The 21,085-nt window shown below is 59.8% G+C and carries 20 protein-coding genes; 9 read left to right on the top strand and 11 right to left on the bottom strand.

Features of this window, described 5'->3' with window-relative positions; all coding sequences use genetic code 11:
* The first annotated feature begins 73 nt into the window (after positions 1-73).
* The gene (locus RBH71_RS05495; RefSeq protein ID WP_111802588.1) at positions 74-568 is read left to right on the top strand and encodes a RidA family protein; all 495 of its coding nucleotides are present in this window, start codon (positions 74-76) and stop codon (positions 566-568) included.
* Between the two features lie 6 nt (positions 569-574).
* On the opposite strand, the gene RBH71_RS05490 is transcribed toward RBH71_RS05495, so the two are convergent.
* On the bottom strand, positions 575-1,411 hold the full coding sequence (locus RBH71_RS05490; RefSeq protein ID WP_003510788.1) for an IclR family transcriptional regulator: 837 nt from the start codon (positions 1,409-1,411) through the stop codon (positions 575-577).
* Between the two features lie 89 nt (positions 1,412-1,500).
* Between RBH71_RS05490 and RBH71_RS05485 the strand changes: the two genes are divergently transcribed.
* Positions 1,501-2,697 carry an aminotransferase class V-fold PLP-dependent enzyme gene (locus RBH71_RS05485; protein WP_111802586.1) on the top strand — a complete coding sequence of 399 codons (1,197 nt, stop codon included), beginning with the start codon at positions 1,501-1,503 and terminating at the stop codon, positions 2,695-2,697.
* Positions 2,698-2,745: 48 nt separating this feature from the next.
* On the top strand, positions 2,746-4,581 hold the full coding sequence (locus RBH71_RS05480) for an ABC transporter ATP-binding protein (RefSeq protein ID WP_111802585.1): 1,836 nt from the start codon (positions 2,746-2,748) through the stop codon (positions 4,579-4,581).
* 6 nt (positions 4,582-4,587) lie between these two features.
* Here the strand turns inward: RBH71_RS05480 and RBH71_RS05475 are convergent, their stop codons facing one another.
* Together RBH71_RS05475 and RBH71_RS05470 are read right to left on the bottom strand one after the other, a co-directional pair.
* Positions 4,588-5,217: a glutathione S-transferase family protein gene (locus tag RBH71_RS05475; RefSeq protein ID WP_111802584.1), complete on the bottom strand. Its 630-nt coding sequence runs from the start codon at positions 5,215-5,217 to the stop codon at positions 4,588-4,590.
* Between the two features lies 1 nt (position 5,218).
* Positions 5,219-5,584 carry an ArsR/SmtB family transcription factor gene (locus tag RBH71_RS05470; protein ID WP_003510774.1) on the bottom strand — a complete coding sequence of 122 codons (366 nt, stop codon included), beginning with the start codon at positions 5,582-5,584 and terminating at the stop codon, positions 5,219-5,221.
* A gap of 213 nt (positions 5,585-5,797) precedes the next feature.
* Between RBH71_RS05470 and RBH71_RS05465 the strand changes: the two genes are divergently transcribed.
* Genes RBH71_RS05465 through RBH71_RS05450 form a run of 4 tightly spaced genes read left to right on the top strand, consistent with a single transcriptional unit; the run spans position 5,798 to position 10,667 of the window.
* Positions 5,798-6,664 carry an ABC transporter substrate-binding protein gene (locus RBH71_RS05465; RefSeq protein ID WP_111802582.1) on the top strand — a complete coding sequence of 289 codons (867 nt, stop codon included), beginning with the start codon at positions 5,798-5,800 and terminating at the stop codon, positions 6,662-6,664.
* Positions 6,661-7,788 (top strand): LLM class flavin-dependent oxidoreductase, encoded by a 1,128-nt coding sequence (locus RBH71_RS05460; protein ID WP_025595728.1) that lies wholly within the window; start codon positions 6,661-6,663, stop codon positions 7,786-7,788. Before RBH71_RS05465 ends, RBH71_RS05460 begins: the two co-directional genes overlap by 4 nt.
* 31 nt (positions 7,789-7,819) lie before the next feature.
* Positions 7,820-9,652, top strand: a complete 1,833-nt coding sequence (locus RBH71_RS05455) for a TRAP transporter large permease subunit (protein WP_323687195.1) — start codon at positions 7,820-7,822, stop codon at positions 9,650-9,652.
* A 16-nt stretch (positions 9,653-9,668) separates the two neighbouring features.
* Entirely contained in the window at positions 9,669-10,667 is a 999-nt protein-coding gene (locus RBH71_RS05450) for a TRAP transporter substrate-binding protein (RefSeq protein WP_003510767.1), read from the top strand.
* 58 nt (positions 10,668-10,725) lie between these two features.
* On the opposite strand, the gene RBH71_RS05445 is transcribed toward RBH71_RS05450, so the two are convergent.
* The gene (locus RBH71_RS05445; RefSeq protein WP_003510766.1) at positions 10,726-12,237 is read right to left on the bottom strand and encodes an aldehyde dehydrogenase (NADP(+)); all 1,512 of its coding nucleotides are present in this window, start codon (positions 12,235-12,237) and stop codon (positions 10,726-10,728) included.
* A gap of 245 nt (positions 12,238-12,482) precedes the next feature.
* Between RBH71_RS05445 and RBH71_RS05440 the strand changes: the two genes are divergently transcribed.
* Entirely contained in the window at positions 12,483-12,836 is a 354-nt protein-coding gene (locus tag RBH71_RS05440) for an antibiotic resistance protein VanZ (RefSeq protein WP_013761522.1), read from the top strand.
* Positions 12,837-12,864: 28 nt separating this feature from the next.
* On the opposite strand, the gene uxuA is transcribed toward RBH71_RS05440, so the two are convergent.
* From uxuA to RBH71_RS05405, 7 genes are all read right to left on the bottom strand, one after another.
* The gene (uxuA, locus tag RBH71_RS05435; protein ID WP_111802580.1) at positions 12,865-14,073 is read right to left on the bottom strand and encodes a mannonate dehydratase; all 1,209 of its coding nucleotides are present in this window, start codon (positions 14,071-14,073) and stop codon (positions 12,865-12,867) included.
* Between the two features lie 16 nt (positions 14,074-14,089).
* A complete protein-coding gene (locus RBH71_RS05430) occupies positions 14,090-15,136 on the bottom strand; it encodes an L-idonate 5-dehydrogenase (RefSeq protein ID WP_111802579.1) in 1,047 nt (348 codons plus the stop codon).
* 72 nt (positions 15,137-15,208) lie between these two features.
* Positions 15,209-16,615: a TRAP transporter large permease gene (locus RBH71_RS05425; RefSeq protein WP_003510762.1), complete on the bottom strand. Its 1,407-nt coding sequence runs from the start codon at positions 16,613-16,615 to the stop codon at positions 15,209-15,211.
* Positions 16,616-16,619: 4 nt separating this feature from the next.
* Positions 16,620-17,192 (bottom strand): TRAP transporter small permease, encoded by a 573-nt coding sequence (locus RBH71_RS05420; RefSeq protein WP_111802578.1) that lies wholly within the window; start codon positions 17,190-17,192, stop codon positions 16,620-16,622.
* 61 nt (positions 17,193-17,253) lie between these two features.
* On the bottom strand, positions 17,254-18,228 hold the full coding sequence (locus tag RBH71_RS05415; protein WP_013761518.1) for a sialic acid TRAP transporter substrate-binding protein SiaP: 975 nt from the start codon (positions 18,226-18,228) through the stop codon (positions 17,254-17,256).
* Positions 18,229-18,289: 61 nt separating this feature from the next.
* The gene (locus RBH71_RS05410; protein ID WP_038493956.1) at positions 18,290-19,006 is read right to left on the bottom strand and encodes a FadR/GntR family transcriptional regulator; all 717 of its coding nucleotides are present in this window, start codon (positions 19,004-19,006) and stop codon (positions 18,290-18,292) included.
* Between the two features lie 231 nt (positions 19,007-19,237).
* Entirely contained in the window at positions 19,238-19,924 is a 687-nt protein-coding gene (locus RBH71_RS05405) for an HAD family hydrolase (protein WP_076845894.1), read from the bottom strand.
* Positions 19,925-20,334: 410 nt separating this feature from the next.
* Between RBH71_RS05405 and minC the strand changes: the two genes are divergently transcribed.
* Positions 20,335-21,063: a septum site-determining protein MinC gene (minC, locus tag RBH71_RS05400; protein ID WP_003510754.1), complete on the top strand. Its 729-nt coding sequence runs from the start codon at positions 20,335-20,337 to the stop codon at positions 21,061-21,063.
* Positions 21,064-21,085: the final 22 nt, after the last annotated feature.

Here is a 21,085-nt window from a genome sequence, read left to right as displayed (position 1 = left end):
AGCGGCGGGGAGGGATGCTCTCCGTCTTCCGCAAAGAATAGGGATACCCGTCCCGGTATTATGAGGAATTCGCGTGAAACAGTCTTCGTTTGAGGCAGATGGGCGTCATTCGCCCTACGACCGGCTTGCCGCGCTCGGCATCTCGCTGCCGCCGCCACCGCCGCCGATCGCCAATTTCGTCACGCATGTGGTGGAAGGCAACATGCTCTATCTTTCGGGGCAGGGCCCGAGGGAGGAGAACGGACACCTATACGCCGGCAAGGTCGGAGCCGAGATCGGGCTGGACGAGGCGTACCAGCATGCGCGTTTAACCGGCATCAATCTTCTTGCCGTCATGCATGAGGCGCTTGGGGATCTGTCGCGGGTGAAGAAGGTGGTCAAGCTGCTGGGCATGGTCAATGCCGTCAGCGATTTCCGCGATCATCCAAGCGTCATCAACGGTTGTTCGGATCTCTTCATCGATGTGTTCGGCGATGCGGGGCAGCACGCCCGCTCCGCCGTGGGGTTCGGTTCGCTGCCGGGCAACATCACCGTCGAGATAGAAGCGATCATCGCGCTGAGGGATTGAGGCCGTTCAATGGTTGCGCCAGCCCATCAGCTTCTCGATCCTTTCGGCCGAAACCCTGACCTGTTCGGTATAGTGGTTTTCGTCCGCCAGCACCTTCTGTTCCGGCAGCACGATGGAGATCGTCGCCACGCATTCTCCATTGGTGTCGCAGATCGGCGAGGCGATGCAGGCAACAGCGTAGTCGGATTCCGCAACCTGTATCGACAGCCGGTCACGGAACGCCGTGCCTGCCGATTGAGAAAGCGCTTCCGGGTTGATTTCCGCACGGCCGGTGGGCGATGTGCGGGCGCAGCGTTTGAAAAGCTCGACGCGCTCCTCTTCCGGCAGATGGCCAACGAGCAGGCGGCCGGATGCCGTCCAGTTCAATGGAACACGGGTGCCGACGCGCGAGGCAACCTGGAAATGGCTGGGGCCATCCGCCATGGCGAGCACCAGCATATGGTCACCGTCGCGACCGCAAAGCTGCACCGTCTCACCCGCATGGCGGCACAGATCATGCATTTCGTGGGTGGCGACACCCATGAAATCCAGCGAGCGGGCATAGGCAAGGCCGTAGTGATAAAGCCGTGCGCCGAGCCATATGTTACCTTCGGCGTTGCGCGCCAGCATGTTCTTTTCGACCAGATCGTCAACGATCACATAGACGGTGGAAAGTGGCGCCTTGATCGCCTTGGCAATGGCGTAAGCGCCAGCTGGCGATCCGGTTTCGTAAAGGTAATCAATCACCTGAAGAGCGCGATCAATGCCGCTGACACGCGAGCGCTTGGCCACCTTCGCGTCCGGGTTTTCCTCGGTCGCGGACAAGGCGTGTGAAGACAATTCGTCCAGTTTATGGGCGTCCAATTTCGGGCTCCTCATGAATTTTTAGAAGCTATTACATTATTATGGCATATATGTCGATGCCTATCGCATCGCAAAGACAGGAGAAAGACATGACCGAGGATATCAGAAGCAGGATCGGCCTTCGCCCGGTCATCAACGTCTCGGGCACCATGACGTCGCTCGGTGCTTCCATCGTCGTTCCAGAGGCGGTTGAGGCGATGGCGGCAATCCTGCCGCAATTCGTAGAGATCAACGATCTGCAGCGCAAGGCAAGCGCGATCATCGCGAGACTGACGGGCGGCGAGGCTGGTTTCGTCACTGCTTCCTGCTCTTCCGGCATCAGCCTTGCTGTTGCCGGCGCCATCACCGGCAACAATCTCCTGGCCATCGAAAAGCTGCCTGATATCGCACCGGAAAAGAACGAAGTGCTGGTGCAGATGGGGCATGTGGTGAGCTACGGCGCGCCGGTGGATCAGGCGATCCGGCTTGGCGGCGGCAAGGTGGTGCTGGTCGGGCAGGCCACATCGACCCATCGCTTCCACATGGAAAACGCCATCACCGAAAAGACGGCGGCGGCGGTCTATGTCATCTCGCACCATGTCGTGAGTTACGGCCTGCTGCATCTTTCCGAATTCGTAGAGATCGCCCATGTCAAGGGTGTTCCGGTTATCGTGGATGCGGCGTCCGAATATGATCTGGAGCTGTTTCTGGCCACCGGCGCAGATATTGTCCTCTATTCCGGCCACAAGTTCCTCGGTGGCCCCACCTCCGGCATCGTGGCCGGAAGTAAGGAACTGGTGCGCAACGCCTTCCTGCAAAATATGGGCATTGGCCGCGGCATGAAGGTCGGCAAGGAAAGCATCTATGGCGTTATGGCGGCACTGGAAGCCTGGGAAAAGCGCGACCATGCCGGCATCCGTGAGCGCGAGACCGGATATCTCAATCTCTGGAAGGAAACGCTGGATGGCCGCCCGGGCGTGACCGCGCTCATCGAGCCGGATCCGACCAATAACCCGCTCGACAGGCTGCGCGTGATCATCGATGCCGAAGAAGCGCATATCACTGCCTGGGACCTGACGACAGCGTTGGCCAGGGGCAATCCTCCCATCATCACCCGCGACCACGAGGTAGAGCATCGCTATTTCTATCTCGACCCATGCAATCTGCATCCCGGACAGGAAACCATCGTGGCGTCTCGTCTGGCCGAGGAACTGGACAAGGCGCGTGCCTCCAACGAGGTGATTGCAACACCTTTCGAAGACCGGAGCCGACACCGCTTCGACGGCATGCTGCGCTGGCCGGACTAGGCTTGACCGCTTGCGCCGCCAAAACCTAACGACAAGAAGGGAACGATCATGACCATGCCGCAGGCCGCACCCGTTGGTGCCGAAGATGCCGTGCTTTCCGTCCGCAATCTCACCACGTCCTTTCACGTGGATGGCGGCTGGAAACCCGTGGTTCGTGATATTTCCTTTGATGTCGGGCCGGGTGAAACGGTCGCGATCGTCGGTGAAAGCGGTTCGGGTAAAAGCGTTACCTCCCTCTCCATCATGCGGCTGCTGGATCGTGAAAGCAGCAGGGTGGAGGGTGAAATCCTGCTTGGAGGGCGCAACCTGCTGTCCCTCTCCGAAGATGCCATGCGGCAGGTGAGGGGAAACGAGGTCGCCATGATCTTTCAGGAGCCGATGACCAGCCTCAATCCGCTGTTCACCATCGGCGACCAGATTTCCGAGGCCTTGTTATGCCACCAGCCGATGTCGAAAACCGACGCGAGGGCGGAGACGGTTCGGCTGCTCGAAAAGGTCCGTATTCCTTCAGCCGCATCGCGTTTCGATGAATATCCGCATCGCTTTTCCGGCGGCATGCGCCAGCGCGTGATGATCGCCATGGCGCTTGCATCCCGGCCGAAGCTGCTGATCGCCGATGAGCCGACGACCGCACTCGACGTGACCATTCAGGGCCAGATCCTTGACCTCATCAAGACGCTTCAGGAGGAGGAAGGCACGTCGGTTCTGTTCATCACCCATGATATGGGCGTGGTAGCGGAAATCGCCGATCGTACCGTTGTCATGTATCGCGGCGAGCAGGTGGAAGTTGGCGCGACCGCTGATATCTTTCATCGCGGCAAGCATCCCTATACCCGCGCGCTTTTGTCCGCCGTTCCGGTTCTGGGTTCCATGACGGGTGAGGAAAGACCGCTGAGGTTTCCCATCGTCAACACCACCACAGGCGAAACGCAGCAGCCGGCGCGGCAGGGCGATACCGTTGACGCGAGTGCCCAGCCGGTGCTCAAGGTAGAAGGGCTGACCAAGCGCTTCGATATTCACTCCGGCCTTTTGGGGCGGCTCAGCGGCCGCGTGCATGCGGTGGAGAATGTGTCCTTTGATCTCAGGGCCGGCGAGACATTGTCGTTGGTCGGCGAAAGCGGTTGCGGCAAATCGACCACCGGGCGCGCCATCATGCGGCTGATCGAGCCGGATGCCGGCTCAGTGATGGTTAATGGCGAGAATATTCTCGCCCTCGACAAATCAGGCATGCGCGAGATGCGCAAAACGGTGCAGATGATCTTTCAGGACCCCTATGCCTCGCTCAACCCGCGCATGACGGTGGGTGCGGCGATTGCCGAACCGTTTCTGGAGCACCGCATGGGAAACGCCCGCGAGGCAAAGGATGTTGTGGCCGATATGCTGGCGAAGGTCGGCCTTTCGCCCGATATGGCGGCGCGCTACCCTCATGAATTTTCCGGCGGCCAGCGTCAGCGTATCTGTATCGCCCGCGCGCTTGCGCTCCAGCCGAAGGTGATTGTCGCCGATGAGAGCGTTTCGGCGCTGGACGTTTCGATAAAGGCGCAGGTCATCAACCTGATGCTGGATCTGCAGCAAAGCCTCGATCTCGCCTTCCTGTTCATCAGCCATGACATGGCGGTGGTGGAGCGCGTCAGCCACCGGGTAGCGGTAATGTATCTCGGCGAGATCGTTGAAATCGGCCCACGTGCGGCGGTGTTTGACAATCCGCAGCATGATTACACCCGCAAGCTGATGGCCGCCGTGCCGGTGCCGGACCCGGACCGCAGAAACACCCGGCGAAATGCCGCGAATGACGAGCTGAAAAGCCCGATCCGCGCGATCGATTACGTGGTGAAACCGCGTGAATACCGTGAGGTCTCGCCCGGTCACCTTGTCGCCCGCTAAAGCGGGTTAAAGACCAGGTACGTCTGATGTCGCGAAAGGCACGCGGTAACCGCGCCGGAAGGTTTCGCGCTGTCCGAGCTGGCGATACCATTGCTGTACCGCCGGAAAATCGTCGAGGTCAATTTTATGGCGCGCGAAACGCGAGACCCATGGCCAGATGGCGATATCGGCTATGGAAAAATCACCGGCGATGAATTCCCGGCCCGTCAGGCGCTGGTTCAGTGTGCGGTAGAGGCGCTCCGTATCCGAGGCGAAACGCGCCTCGGCAAAGGGTGCCTGTCCGGTATTGTAGGTCAGGAAATAATGGGCATAACCGAGTGTCGGGCCAAAATTGGCGGCCTGCCACATCAGCCATTCGGTGACTGCCAGCCGCGCAGCAGGGGAGGCAGGCAGAAGACGCCCGGCCTTTTCGGCGAGATAGATCAGAATCGCGTTCGATTCCGCTAGAACTGTGCCGTCATCGCGGTCAATGACTGCCGGTATTTTCGAGCCGGGATTGACGCGGGTATAGTCGGCTGAGAATTGTTCGCCTTTTTCAATGTCGATGGCGTGGCTGATATAGGGCAGGCCGAGTTCCTCCAGCGCAATCGAGATTTTCAGGCCGTTCGGGGTGATCCAGGTGTAGAGGTCGATCATGCTAATCGAACATCGCCTCATCTAGTGGCAAAGCTCGCCTGCCTTTCTTGCCGGTCACATCAGAAAGATCAGTATAAAGACCGCGCAATGTCGCAACGAGCTGGATGATGCGCGGGTCGGTGACGCGATAAATCACCTGTTTGCCTTCCCGCGAGCCCTCTATCACACCGGCATCGCGCAATTCGGCAAGCTGCTGTGAAAGTGTCGGTTGCTGAATGCCGAGTTCATATTCCAGTGCGGAAACGGAAGCCTCCGTTTCCATGAGATAGCAGACGATGGCCAGGCGATTGGCGTTGGCGACAAGCTTTAAGAGCTCGCTCGCCTCCACCACGCTGCGGCAGATGAGATTGGAAACCGGTTTCGTCACGACTACAGGTCCATTTTTTCAAAATATAAAAAAGTAAATTGTATTGCGATAAATTTCAATGGTTTGATTAGGCCGAGTTTGACCGCGTCATCGAATTTTTTAAAATCTACAGGATTGATAGATTTCTCTTTCGCTTTCCCGCAGAGGATCGCCAAAACGTTCCTCGAAAACATTCTATAAAAAAGTAGATTGATTGAGAAATGAGGTGTCGACATGAAAATCGGGGTCCATCCCAACAATCTGCATTTGCGGCTCGCCCGGCTCTGGCCCGGCGCGTTTGATGAATTCGATCCGGAATTCGTGCCCTACCGTGAGGGGCGCGATACCGCAGCGCTTTTGGAAAAAGGCGAAATTCATTTCGGCGGCACGGGCTCGACGCCGCCAATCGAGGCGGATGCGCGGGGGCTTTCCGCAGCTTATATCGCTGCCTCGGCACCACGCCCCGCAAACGGCGCGATCCTCGTGCGGCGCGACAGCCCCATCCGCTCTGCGGCCGACCTTTCGGGAAAACGCATATCGCTGATTGACGGGTCTTTTCATACCTTTCTTCTTGCGCGTAGCCTGGAAGGGGCGGGGCTTGGCCTTGCGGATGTGATACGCATCGAGAGCGGTGACAGCGATAGCCTGCGCGATCTCGTGGAAGGCCGCGTCGATGCCTGGGTGACGATGTCACCACGGCTCGAAAAAGCCCTGACCCATGACGGGATCAGTCTTCTGGTCCGTTGCGGCTCCACCATTCCCAACCGTTCGCTGTTCTGGACGCTTGCGCGTCACACTGTGGCGCTGGAACAACGCGAGGCGATTGCCGCCGAACTTGACCGCGTTGGCCGCGCCGTCATGGCGGATATAGACAGAGCCGCGGCCCTTCTTGCCGCCGAGCCGGGCAGCGAAGGCGATGCGCAGTCCTGGGCAAAGGTGCTGCGCTCGCGCGATCTTTCGGTGGTGCCCGCCGCCGAAAATATCCTTGCCGAACAGCAGGAGGAGGCCGATACGCTTTACAGGCACGGCCATTTCTCTCTACCGGTTCTGACCGGGCAGAGACCGGCCCCACAATCAGCCAGCGCGGGAGGCGACAGATGAACGTTTTCTGGTACATGTGCGCGCCCGATGGCGCCTATCCCTGGCAACCGGAAGGATCCCGCAAGGTCGATCTCGGCTATTACAAGCAGCTTGCGCTTGCTTATGATCAGCTTGGTTACACAGGCGCCCTGTTTGCCACCGGCGCGCATGATGTGTGGGTTCTGGCTGGCGCGCTGCTTTCCTATACCGAGCGGCTGAAGTTTCTGGTCGCGATTCATCCCGGTCTTGTCGCGCCAACGCTGCTCGCCAAGATGGCGGCGACGCTTCAGGAATTTTCGCGCGGACGCCTGCTGATCAACGTCGTCTCGGGCGATGCCAAGATGCTCGGTGCATATGGCATGACCATGCCGCATGACGAACGCTACGATATGGCGGATGAATATTTGCAGATCTGGCATCGTCTTTTTGCCGGTGAGACGGTCGATTTCAAGGGCCGCCATTTCCAGACCGAAGGCGCAAAGTTGGCACTGCCGGTGGGGCAAGGCATAGAGCCACCACCGCTATGGTTCGGCGGCTCTTCGGACAAGGCGATCGAGGTTGCCGCCAAACATGTCGAGACCTATCTTTCCTGGGGCGAAACGCCCGACCAGATCGGCGCGAAGGTCGATCTCGTCAAGGCGCGGGCGGAGAAACTCGGCCGTGAGCTGGAATACGGCATTCGTCTGTACGTGATTGTCCGCGATACGGATGAAGAGGCATGGGCCGCCGCCGCCGATCTTTACGGGCGCATGGACGAGCGTGCCATTGCAGCCAACCAGCGTTTCGTCGGAAAGACCGATTCCGTCGGCCAGCAGCGCATGACGGCGATGCATGGTGGACAGAAGCCTGAGAACCTGCGTGATCTCGAAATTGCCCCCAATCTCTGGGCCGGCATCGGTCTTGTCCGGCCGGGACCGGGCACCGCAATTGTCGGCTCGCCCGATACGGTGATCCGCACGCTGGAGGCCTATAAAAAGGCGGGCGTGAATACCTTTATTCTGTCCGGCATGCCATTGCTGGAAGAGGCCTTCCGTTTCGGGGAAAAGGTTCTTCCGCGTCTTGATGTATCGCGGGAAGTCTCGTCAGCCAAACAATTCACCTGGTCGACTTTGTTCGACCGCGACCTCTCGGCAAAGGCATCGTAAACATGGCCTTCCGGGAGTGGAGAAAAAAGACATGACGGCTGGTCCGGCAACAACGATTGCACAATGGCGCATCGGCCCTCAGCGTGCGGCGGAGCGGGCGCTTGCCGTTCTGGACAAGGCGCTTGGCGCGGTCGCCGCCGCAATCCTTGCGACTCTTCTCGTGGTGGTGCTGGTCAATGTCACCCTGCGTTATCTGTTTCACACCGGCTTCATCGGTGCGGAAGATCTCGGCATCTGGCTGCATGTGGCGATGATCGCGGTCGGCGCGCCGCTCAGTCTCAAAAGCGCGCTTGCCATGCGGCTCGATGTTTTCGTGCGGTTTTTGCCTGAGCGGTTCCATGCCGCCACCGAAGTTCTGGCGGATGCCTTCTCCTTCATCGCAGCACTGATCCTCGCCTTCGGTGGGGTTGAAATCGCGGCGATGCTGGGCGGTACGTCTCCGACGCTCGGTCTGCCGGAATGGGTGCGTTTTGGCTTTCTGGGTGCAGGCGGCGCATTGATCCTTCTTTACCTGGCGCTTCAGCGTGTCAGTGAGGGCAAGACATTTGCCTTTCTAGCGTCTCTCACCATTGCAATTGCGGCCTATGTCGGCCTGCCGGAAGTCTTCGTTGATACGAGCCTGCCGCCCAGCCTGTTTCTGGCACTTACGGCGGCGGTGGGGCTGGTGCTGGCAGCACCGCTCGCCCATGCCTTTCTCGCAGCAGCCTATGTGGCGATCGCCTTCGGCAGTACCTTGCCGGAGCCGGCCATCGTTTCCTCAACGGTAACAGGCATGTCGAAATTCCTGCTGCTCGCCATCCCCTTCTTTCTGCTGGCCGGAAGCCTGCTGACGGAATCGGGGGTTGCCAACCAGCTGGTTCGGTTCGCCGCCTCCATGGTTGGACACCGCCGGGCAGGGCTGGCGCAGACGACGCTGTTGACCAGCGTGCTGTTTTCCGGCGCATCCGGTTCCTCTGTCGCCAACGCCGCCTTCGGCGCTTCAACGTTCCAGCCGGAACTGGTCAAACACGGCTATCCGCCGGCGCAGGCGGGCGCGATCATTGCTGCAACGTCGGTGCTCGACAATGTCATCCCGCCCTCCATTGCCTTTCTCATCCTCGCAACGGCTACCAACCTGTCGGTGGGCTCGTTGCTGGTCGGCGGCTTTTTCGCCGGCGGGCTGATGGCGATCTGCCTTGCGGTGGCTATCCATTGGAGCGTGCGCAGCGTCGATACCCTGCCGCGCGCCACGGGCACGGAACGCTGGCGCTCGGCTATCGCCGCCATACCCGCCTTCGGTCTCGGCGTTATCGTGGTAGTCGGCATCCGCATCGGCGTCGTCACCACCACGGAGGCGGCCGCACTTGCCGCACTCTACACGCTGCTTCTCGGCTTCGGGTACCGGCTGGGCGCGGGGCAGATCTTCGCAACTTTCCGGCAATCAGCCGGTGAGGCGGCGGCCATCGGTCTCCTTATCGGCACGGCAGGCCCCTTCGCCTTTCTTCTGGCGGTCGATAACGTCTCCGGCCTCGTCACGGATTTCGTGACATTGCTTGGCGGCAGCAAGATCGCGGTGCTTCTGCTTTCCAACCTCATCCTGCTCGTGGTGGGGCTGGTGCTGGATATCGGTGCGGCCATCCTGCTGTTTGGACCGATCCTGTTGCCCGCGGCCGTTGCGGCCGGCATCGATCCCATCCATTTCGGCGTCATTCTCGTGGTCAACCTGATGATCCATGGCCTCACACCACCGCTCGGCATGCTGATCTTCGTCGTCAGCGGTGTCACCCGCATTCCGGCGACAGCGCTATTCCAGGCCGTCGTTCCCTATCTCCTATCCCTTCTCGTTTCCCTCGCCATTCTGTGCGCCTGGGCCATTGTCTTCTAAATCCGGGGTTTTATTCATGACTATTATCGATCGTCGCAATCTCCTGAAACTCTCCGCTGCGGGTGCGGCAGCACTTGCCACGCCCGCCTTCGTGCGCAACGCAAATGCCAGGACCCGCAACATTACGGTCGCCTCCCTGTTCGCGGACGACAAGCCGGAGACGAAAATCTGGGTGAAGATCAGCGAGCTGGTGGAGGCAAAGCTGCCCGGCCGTTTCCGCTTCAACATCGTCAAGAGCGGTGCGCTGGGCGGCGAAAAGGAAGTGGCGGAAAATATCCGTCTCGGATCGGTTCAGGCGAGCCTTTCCACGGTCTCTTCGCTCTCCGGCTGGGTGCCGGAACTGCAAATCCTCGATCTGCCCTTCCTGTTCCGCGATGCAGACCATGTGCGCAAGGTGGTGACGGGCGAGACCGGCAGCGAGCTGAAGACCAAGCTCGGCGCGCAGCAATTCGTGGCCGTAGACTTCATCAATTACGGTGCGCGCCATCTCCTGACCAAGGAGCCGGTAACCCGGCCAGAGCAGCTCAACGGCAAGAAGATCCGCGTCATCCAGAGCCCGCTGCACACCAAGCTGTGGAGCGCCTTCGGCACCACGCCGGTCGGCATTCCCATCACCGAGACCTATAATGCACTGTCAACCGGCGTAGCCGACGCCATGGATCTGACGAAGTCCGCCTATGCCGGGTTCAAGCTTTACGAGGTTGTGCCCTACATGACCGAGACCGGCCATATCTGGGCATCGGGCGTGGTTTATTATGGTGCGGCTTTCTGGAACCAGCTCGATGACGAAGAGAAGAAGGCCCTCACCGAAGCATCAAGCGAAGGCGCGCTCTATTTCAACCAGCTGATCGTTGAGGACGAGGCGAAATCTGTGGAGCTTGCGATTTCGAAGGGCGGCAAGGTGTTGCAGCCGGAAGCATTGGATGAGTGGCGCAAGGGGGCGCAGGGCGTCTGGCAGGATTTTGCCGGCACTGTCGGCGGTATCGAGAAAATACAGGCGATCCAGTCGGCCTGATACCGAAGCACTATTGTGAATGGGGAGGGCGCAGGAGCGCCCTCCCCATTTTTTTTGATCAGCGGATATCCTGCGGCAGAACGTCCGAAGGAATATTCTGGTAGGAAACAGGGCGCGTGAAGCGGCGGATCGACATGGTACCGACCGAGGTCGCGCCGAAGTTCGTGGAAGCCGGGTAGGGGCCGCCGTGAACCATGGCTTCGGAGACTTCAACGCCGGTCGGGAAGCCGTTGGCGAGAACGCGGCCGGCCTTGCGCTCGAGGATCGGCAGCAGCTTGCGGCCGAGTTCGGCGTCACCTGCGTCAAGATGCATGGTCGCTGTCAGCTGACCTTCGAAGCTCTTTGCCACTTCGATCATTTCTTCAGCGCTGTCGACCGTCACGATCAGGCCGAGCGGTCCGAAGACTTCTTCGGCGAGCGCGTGGTTGGCAACCCAGTCCTTGCCCGAAACGCGGAACAGGTAAGGCGTTGCGTTACGTAGATCGCAGGTGGTGGTCAAAACGTCGCGCACGCCGTTACCGGCTGCGATGCGGTCGCGACCGTCACGATAGGCAGCGGCGATACCGTCGGTCAGCATGACCTGCGGGCCGACTTCGGAAAGGGCCGCCCGTGCGGTTTCCGACACAGCATCCGCCTGCGAGGCAAGCACCACGGCAATGCCGGGATTGGTGCAGAACTGTCCAGCACCCATGGTGAGCGAACCTGCCCAGCCCTTGGCGATGGCTTCACCGCGCGCGGAAACGGCTTCCGGCAGCAGGAACATCGGGTTGACGGAACCGAGTTCGCCGAAGAACGGGATCGGTTCCGGACGCTGGGCGCAGAGATCGAACAGTGCGCGGCCACCGGCGAGCGAGCCGGTGAAACCGACTGCCTTGATGCGCGGATGCTGGACGAGCGCGGAACCGACATCGCGGCGGCCGCCCTGGATCAGCGAGAAGACGCCGGGATGCAGATTGTGCTTCTTGACGGCGGCGAGAACGGCCTCGGCAATAATTTCACCGGTGCCGGGATGGGCGGAATGGCCCTTGACCACAACCGGGCAGCCGGCTGCGAGAGCGGCGGCGGTATCACCACCGGCGGTCGAGAAGGCGAGCGGGAAGTTGGAAGCACCGAAGACCGCAACGGGGCCGATCGGACGCTGCATCAGACGGATATCCGGGCGCGGCAGCGGCTGGCGGTCCGGAAGCGCTTCGTCGTGGCGGCGGTCGAGATAGTCGCCCTTGCGGATATGCGATGCGAAAAGGCGAAGCTGTCCGGTGGTGCGGCCGCGTTCACCCTGCAGGCGTCCTGCGGGCAGGCCGGTCTCGGACGTGCCGATTTCAGTGATGTCGTCGGCGCGGGCCTCGATCTCATCGGCGATGGTGTCGAGGAATGCGGCGCGCTCTTCGCGGGTCGTGTATCCGTAGCTCCAGAAAGCCTCTTCGGCTGCTTCTGCGGCCGCATTCACCAGATCGACGGTGCCGACCGAAAAATCGAAAGCTTCGCCATGTGCAGGCTCGCTGCGGAATTTCGCTTCCGTGGCGACCCATTCTCCTGCAACCAGATGTTTGCCGTGCGGCTTGAAACTCATTGTGCTCTTCCCTGAAAATCTGATCCTGTGTGGAAAATCCACCCGATACCGTAAAACCGGACCGAAGGGCGACAGCCTGAAAGGCCATCAGCCGCGATCCTTGTCCGGTTGCTCTCTGCCTTAGCCCGAGTAAGGCTTCAGCGAAAGCCGGTTTGTGCAGTATCTGTCCAAAAAGTGTGATTTATTGGGCGGTGGAAGAAAAAGACGATCTTCCGTTTATGCGCGCAGCGCTCTATTGTGACGCCATGATGACAAATAGACTTCCGAAATACATCGCCTGGTCGGTTCTGCTGCTGATCGTGATCGTTACAGTTTGCCCGATCGGGCTTCGGCCCCATACGCTGACGACCGTCGGCATCGACCGCGCCGCCGCCTTTGCCTTCTGTTCGGCTGCCTTCGTGCTGGCCTATCCGCGTTACTGGCTTGCCATCATTGTCGCGGGTGTCGTGGCGGCTTTCGGCATCGAGGCGCTGCAATTTCTGTCGCCCACACGGCATCCGCATATGACAGATGCAGTTGTGAAAGCCATTGGCGCCATTGCCGGTGGGCTTGCCGCCTTTTCGTATCTTCAATTCAGGACGCGATTGACCGCAAGCTAAGAGGCTGCCGGCGGCCAATCGTGTCGGCTTAATTCGCCTGCTTCGCCAATCCGAAACGGCCATGCGACAGCGTGCGCTCGATGCCGCGAAGCTCTGCCAGCCCCTTCAATCGGCCGATGGCGGGATAACCCGGCTGCGCCCCTCGCGTCAGGTCATCAAGGATTTCCTGGCCATGGTCGGGCCGCATCGGAATGGTGTGGTCTGCACGGCCCTCCGCACGACGGCGGGATTCTTCCGACAGAAGTGCTGCGATAACGGCGACCATATCCGTTCCACCTTCCAGATGCTCGTCCTCGAAGAAGGAGCAGGGCACGGTGTCCGTGTCGCGCGTGACGTTGCGCAGATGCACGAAATGGATGCGGTCTGCAAAACGGCTGGCGATGAAGGGCAGGTCGTTATCCGCCCGCGCGCCGAGCGAGCCGGTGCAGAGCGTAACGCCATTGGCCCGGCTGTCGACTTGCGAGAGCATATGGGCGTAGTCGGACTCCGTTGAAAGAATACGCGGCAGGCCGAGCAGCGGCCATGGGGGATCGTCGCCGTGGGCGCAGATGTTGATGCCGATCTCTTCCGCGACCGGCGTCACTTCTGACAGAAAATCGATCAGGTTCCGCTGCAGTTTTTCGCGGTTTATGCCGTGATATGAGCGCAGCTTTTCGAGAAGTTGGCTGAGCGTGTAACCATCCGCCGAACCCGGCAGGCCCGCGCCGATATTACGTCCGAGTGCGGCGATCTTCGTATCCGGCATGTCGGCGAAACGTTTTGCCGCTTCCTCGATCAGCCACTCCGGATAATCGGCCTTTGCGTCAGGGCGTTTGAGAATGTGAATGTCGAAGGCGGCGAAATCGGAAAGGTCAAAACGCATGGCTTTTGCGCCGTGCTTCGTTTCCCAGCGCAGATCGGTGCGGGTCCAGTCCAGCACCGGCATGAAATTGTAGCAGACAGTGCGAATGCCCGTGGCGGAGAGGCGGCGCAGCGTCTCCTGCCAGTTGGCGATATGGTTTTTCCAGTCGCCCGTCTGGGTTTTGATCTCCTCGGAGACCGGCACGCTCTCCACCACGTCCCAATACAGCCCACCGGCCTTGATCGCCTCATGCCGTTTGGCGATCTCGTCCACCGGCCAGACATCGCCGGTGGCGATGTGGTGCAGCGCGCTTACGATGCCTTCCGCCCCTGCCTGAGCCGCATCCTGAACCGAGACCTTGTCCACCGGGCCGAACCAGCGCCATGTATGTCTCATTTTTTATCCTCAAACATCATTCTTCGGAAAATGTCAGCTGCACCTTGCAGGCGGCGGAGCGGTCTCCGGCCTGCTCGAATGCGGATTTCGCCTCTTCAAGCGGGAAGCTGTGGGAAATGATCGGCCTCACATCGATCCCGCGCGTGGAGATCAGGCGGGCGGCAATGGCGAATTCATCGTGGAAACGCTGCGAGCCGCGCCAGAGGATTTCCTTGCCCACCAGCGCATTGAGCGGAATGGTTATGTCACCGGTGACGCCCACCTGCACGACAGTACCGCGCGCACGTACACAGGCGAAGGCGGCGCGAAGCGCAGGTGCCGCGGCGGAGCAATCGAAAACGACGTCAAAATAGCCCTTATTGTCCTGATAGGGTAAAAGTGCTTCTGCGTTTTTCGCGACATTGATGGTGCGGTCCGCCCCCATGGCGGGCGCGCGCTCCAGCGCCACATCGGTCAGGTCGGTGGCGAGAATGATGCCGGCACCGGCATGGCGGGCGGCGGCAATCGTCAAGAGGCCGATCGGCCCGGCGCCCGTTACCAGCACCTTGGCGCCGGTCATATCACCCGCTTGTGCGACGGCATGCAGGCAGACCGCAAGCGGTTCGGCGCAGGCGGCTTCGGCGGGCGAAGTGGTGTCTGAAAATGTCGCGCATTGTTTTGCGGGAACCACGAGCCGATCGCGGAACATGCCCTGTTCGTGCGGCAGGCGCATGGCGCTGCCCATGAAGCGCATATCGAGGCAATGGATCGGTTGGCCCTTCAGGCAGAAATGGCAATGGCCGCAAGGCTGCGAGGGATTGACGGCGACGAGCTGGCCGAGTGCGAGCCCGCTGACGCCTTCGCCCAGCGCCTGCACCCGCCCCGATGCCTCGTGGCCGCAGATGATCGGCTCGCGCACCCGCACAGGCCCGAAGCCGCCGTCCTGATAATAATGTAGATCGGAACCGCAAATGCCGCCCGCCGCCATGGTCAGCAGCACTTCACCGGGGTCGGGCGCCTGCATGTCCTGCGTTTCGACGCGGATATCTTCACGGCCGTATAGACGTGCCACGCGTGTCTGCATCACCGTGCCTCTCATCGTATGTGTATTGGATGAATGAAACCCGCGCGGCTAGCCGCGCGGGCAGTGCGTCGATTAGCGGATCAGGCCCATCTCGGTCGGCAGCCACAAGGTGATTGCCGGGATGAAGGTGATCAGCAGCAGCGCCACGAACAGCGGCACCAGCCATGGCAGAATGGCGACGGTCGTGCGCTCGACGGAGAGTTTCGCCACGCGTGAGAGCACGAACAACACCATGCCGAGCGGCGGGTGCAGCAGCCCTATCATCAGGTTGAGGGTGATGATGAGGCCGAAATGCACCGGATCGATATTGAACTGCAGCACCAGCGGCAGCAGGATCGGCACGAGGATGGTGATTGCCGCAATCGTGTCTAGGAAGCAGCCGACGAACAGCATCAGCAGGTTGACCAGCAGGAGGAAAATCCACTTGCTGTCGGTGATCGTCAGGATCGCCGCCGATAGCAGCTGTGCTGCCTGGCTGACCGTCAGAAGCCATGCGAAGATTGATGCCGCCGCAACGATGAAGAGAACCGATGCCGTGGTCTCTATCGTGTCGAAGGTCGATTTTGCCAGCGACTTGAACGTCATCGTCCGGTAACGGACAAGCCCGAGGAACAGAGACCACAACACGGCCGCGACAGCCGCCTCCGTCGGCGTGAACCAGCCCATCGTCATGCCGCCGATCAGGATCACCGGCGTCATCAGGGCCATCACGGCAGAGAAGTCGAAATACCAGTCGCAGGCAAGCAAGACCACCAGCACGATCAGGATCGACAGGTTGAGCGACAGGCCAAACAGCGTCAGGAGATAGATGCCGAGCGGTACCATCATGACGACGAGCACTTCAAGCGAAGCGCCGAAGATGGTTCTGAGGTTGAACGGCGTATCGGAACCCCAACCCTTGACGTAGGCGAAAACGGCAACGGTGATCATCATCAAAAGCGTCATAACGACGCCCGGAACGATGCCGGCCATGAACAGTGCGCCGATCGAGACGTTTGCCATCATGCCATAGATGACGAAGGGCAACGATGGCGGAAAGATCGGCCCGAGCGTTGCGGAGGCGGCGGTGACGCCGACGGCCGCTTCGACCGGATAACCATGATCCTTCATGGCCTTGATTTCGATGGTGCCGATGCCGGCGGCGTCGGCGAGGGCCGTGCCGGACATGCCGGAAAAGATTACCGAGCCGATGATGTTGACCTGTGCCAGACCACCTTTCATCCAGCCGACCAACGCCACGGCAAAGGAATAGATGCGTCCCGTCACCCCCGCCGTGTTCATGAGATTGCCGGCAAGGATGAAGAAGGGAACGGCGAGAAGCGGGAAGCTTTCCACGCCCGCAATCAGACGCTGCGCCGCGATGATATCTGGCGCGACATTATACGAGACGATGTAGAGAAGCGATGCCGTGGCCATTGAAATGGCGACCGGCAGGCCGATCAGCATCAACAGAAGAAACGAGCCGATAAGAATAAGCATATGTTCAATCCCCCGCGCTCTGGAATTCTTCCGGCCGTTCCAGAACGGAATAGCCACGCTGCATATTGGCGATGAAGACCTGCACCGAACGGAAGAACATCAGGACGAAAGCGGCCAGAACCGTATAGAAAACGATGTTGCGTGGCAGGGCGACGGTGACCATTTCCTCGTCCGCGACGATTTCCAGATACCGCCACATCAGCCACGAGGTGTAGGCGAAGAACACGATGCGCAGCACGTCGACAAGGATCGACATGACGCGGGCAACCTGCGGCGGAACGTAGTGATAAAGCACATCCACCTGAATGTGGCGTGACATGCGCACGCACATGACCGAACCTAGAAACACCACGCCAATCAGGCAGTTGACGGCGATTTCTTCCGTCCAGGCATAGCTGTCGTTAAGCACGTAACGGGTAAAGAATTGAAGGAACACGCAACCTGTCATCAGCCAGAAAAGGCCAAGCGTAACCCAGTCCTCGAAGGCGTAGACCTTCAGGTCGACTTCGGGCGGCGCCTCCTCAAACGTGTGGGCGAGTTCTTCAGGCGTGACCTGAGTATGAATTTCCTGCGACATTGAGATATCCCGTCTGGAGAGAAAGGGCGGTGCGGCAACGAAGGCCGCACCGGATCTTGGCTCACTTGACGGCGCGAATGGCTTCCCAGTCGGCCTTGTCGTAACCGAAGTCCTCGAACTTCACCTTCTCCATGACGTTCTTCTCAAAGTCCGCCTTGTCCACCTCTGCGACGTTCAGGCCACGCTTCTTGAACTCTTCCACGAGGCTTTTTTCGCGTCCTTCTATGGTCTTCGTGGTCCGCACGGCGGCTTCCTGCATGACGTCCGTGAAGATTTTCTTGTCTTCATCGGAAAGCTTGGACCACAGGTTCTTCGAGATCACCGTGTTGAGGTGGTCGACGATGTGGCCGGTCAGCACGATGTTCTTCTGCACTTCGAAGAACTTCTTTGCCTCAATGGTGGTCAGCGGGTTTTCCTGTGCATCGACCGTGCCGTTCTGAAGCGCCAGATAGACTTCTGCGAATGCGATCGGCGTCGTGTTGGCGCCGCAGGCGCGTGGCATGGCGAGATAGGCCGGAACGTCGGGAACACGCATCTTCAGCCCCGCCATGTCGGCGCAGTTGGCAATCGGCTTGTTCGACGTGGTGTGGCGCGTGCCGTAATAGCTGACGGCGGCGATGTGGTTGCCGGTCTTGTCCTCGTAACCCTTGGCAAGACGCTTGAAGATATCACTCTTGGTATAGGCGATCAGATGGCTCGGGTCGCGGAAGATATATGGAAAATAGGTGACGCCGATCGGCTTGAAGTCACGTGCGGCAAAACTGGAGCCGGAGATGATGATATCCACCGTGCCGATCTTCAGGCCCTGGTTGATATCCGCTTCCTTGCCTAGCTGCGAGGCGGGGAATACATCCACCTTGTAGCGGCCGTCGGTGCGCTTGGCGATTTCTTCCGCAGCCCAGACCGAATCCGTGTGAAACGGTTCGGAGGTCTCGTAGACATGCGCCCATTTCAGCGTTGTTTGCGCCTGTGCCGCCAAAGCCGAAAGCAAAATGGCAGCGGTTGCGCCCATCAAAGTCGACAATCTGATTTTCATTCTTAACTCCTCCCGAATTAAAGCCAGATTTCTGTTTTTCCCGTCGCCGGTTGCGGCGCGGTCACTCTTCTCCGATCGTTTCCTCCCCGAAACTCTCGGAAAATCTCTTTTGCGACAGCGTCAGATGCTGGCGCATCGCCTCGCGTGCGCCTTCCGGATCGTTCGCCGCGATCGCGTCGCGGATCACCCGGTGTTCCTGAACCGCAAGAATCCATGTGTGAGGACCCTCGAAATAGCTGGCGAGCTTTTCGAAATAGGGCGAAAGGCTGCGCTCGTCATAGATCAGGCCGGTAAAGCGGTTCAGCGCCGAGTTGCCGATGATGTCGGCAATGGCGGTGTGGAAGGCGCGGTCCAGGTTGAGGGCCTGCGGCGAATTGTCGAGCGCCCCGGCCATGCGTTCGATGATGTCGTCCAGCCTGGCGATGCATTCAGACGTGGCAAGCCGCGCGGCCTCCTCGGCAATAGCGCTTTCAATGATGCAGCGCGCCTGCAGGATTTCGAATGGGCCGTGCGCGTCCTGTACGGGCGACTTTGCCTTGTTAGCCGTGCGGGACGTGTTCACATACACGCCCGAACCCATGCGGATATGGATATGGCCTTCCACTTCCAGAACGATCAGTGCTTCCCGCACCGTCGGGCGGGACACGCCAAAACGTTCCGCCAGATCGCGTTCCGCCGGCAGGCGCTGACCGTCCGTCAGTTCCCCGCTCTCGATAAGCAAGCGAATTTGTTCCGCGACCAGCCTGTAGAGGCGGCGCGGCTCCAGAGCCACAAACATGATGTCCTCCCAGCGCGAAAGTCTCCCCCCTTCGCGCAAGCGGTAAGATGGTCTTACCAATTTTATTAGGTAGGATTTATGCGGTGCTGTCAATTGGCCACTAGAGGAAAACTACACGGCGAAAGACTGGGGACCGGTGCGGCAGGCTCGGCGCAATGGATTGGATTTTACGAAACGTGATTGATCCTCGGGACAGACCCGAGGATGACACCGCATGTTTGGGTTGGCTTTTCAGCCCTTGTTACTTGTGAGCTTCAAGCCGCCGCCGTCGCCGATAGTGACGTCCAGCTCACCGTACCCACCGATCGAAAGGTGCGGCGTTTCGATGGGATGCGAATGAGTGGCGTTAATGACCACCACAGTTGCGCCCATGCTTTCCCCCGCCAGAATGCCGGCGGGCGCATCTTCGAAGACGACGCAGTCTTCAGGTGCGACGCCGAGCTTCGCAGCAGCCTTTCTGTAACCCTCCGGGTCAGGCTTGCCGTTCACAACGTCCTCGGCACAGATCATCACTGGAGGCGGGGTGAGGCCTGCCGCAGCCAACCGGAGTTCGGCAAGGGCGCGGGCGGCGGAGGTGACGATAGCCCATTTTCCGGCCGGCAATTTCTCAAGAAATGCGGCTGCCTGCGGAATCTGGAGGATGCCGTCAACATCGTCCATTTCCTTTTGCAAAAGCATATCCGCCTGTTCCTGGATATCGAGGCCGGGAACTGCCTCGCGACGCACAACCTCGGATGCGCGCATGCCATGGATGCGCTGCAGGAAAGCCTCCGGCTCTATCCCGTTGTCTACGGCCCATTCGCGCCAGACCCGCTCCACCACCGCAATGGAATTCAGCAGCGTTCCATCCATGTCGAACAGGAAGGCGCCATATTCGCGCGAGGAGATCTGGGCGGTCGCCGGGACTTTGCTGTGCATCGCATTCTTCCGTTGGATGTGTCGGGTTGGCCCCGTGTCTATAGCATCGGCAGGCATAACGGAATCGTTTTTCCGCTCATCAAGCAAATGGCGACCCATCCGCCAGTGGCGAACATCGTGCCGGAATCGGACAGTTTGCACGGACTGCGACTCGGGGCATGGTCAGGCAGGGGAGGCGGCGTCCGCATGCGGTCATGCGGGCGTCAGGTTGCAGCAAGGATCAACTGCTATTGTGAGTTTTCGAAAGCAGTCAAAGTTCGCAAAATCAAAAGCTAAACGGAGCTTATGAATGTTGTGCATGAGATTTTTCGCAGCGGAATTCTCTTAACGAAACCGTCGTTTAAGGGGTGTTGTTAACCATTTGTTAACCATATTCGAGGTACCTAATTGTCAACGATTTGTTTACCAAGATGACCAAAGTGCTAACAGACCAGCGTTCGATCCGTATCAAAGGCCGCTCCTTCCTCGCGGTCGTTCTGTCCCCTGAAGCTCCGCTCGATCAATGGCTGGAGCGGCTGGATGATCTTGCTGCACGTTCGGCCGGGTTCTTCCTGTCGCGTCCGGTGGTTCTGGATGCGTCTGAGCTGTCGCTGGACAAGGCAGGGCTGAAGGCTCTGCTGGCAGCGCTGACGGAACGTAATGTCGGCATCATGGGGATCGAAGGTGTTCGCCCCTCGATGATCGAGCCGGGCATGCCGCCGTCGCTGAAGGGCGGAAAGCCCGCTTCAGATGTCGAGGTCGAGCCCGTCGCCATCGCTGCCGAATTGCCGGAAGAAAAGCCGCGCGCTTCGGGCGAGGTTCGGGCCGTGGTCCAGTCGCTGGTCATCAACGAGCCGGTGCGCTCCGGCCAGTCGATCATGTTCCCCGAAGGCGATGTGACCGTCATCGGTTCGGTCGCCTCGGGTGCGGAAATCATCGCGGGCGGGTCGGTGCACATTTACGGGGCGTTGCGCGGTCGCGCCATGGCCGGTTCGCTTGGCAATGTTTCGGCGCGCATCTTCTGCCGCAAGCTGGAAGCGGAGCTACTGGCAATCGACGGCGTCTACAAGGTTGCCGAGGACATTGACGACAAGCTGCGCGGCCAGCCCGTTCAGCTGTGGCTGGAAAACGATACGATAAAGGCCGAAAAACTTGGCTGACGACATAGAGAAAACAACACAG

The organism is Rhizobium sp. AN68 (genome assembly GCF_030758035.1).
Taxonomy (GTDB): domain Bacteria; phylum Pseudomonadota; class Alphaproteobacteria; order Rhizobiales; family Rhizobiaceae; genus Agrobacterium; species Agrobacterium tumefaciens.
The sequence above is the reverse complement of the archived record's forward strand: the minus strand, read 5'-3'. Positions and strand labels throughout refer to the sequence as shown.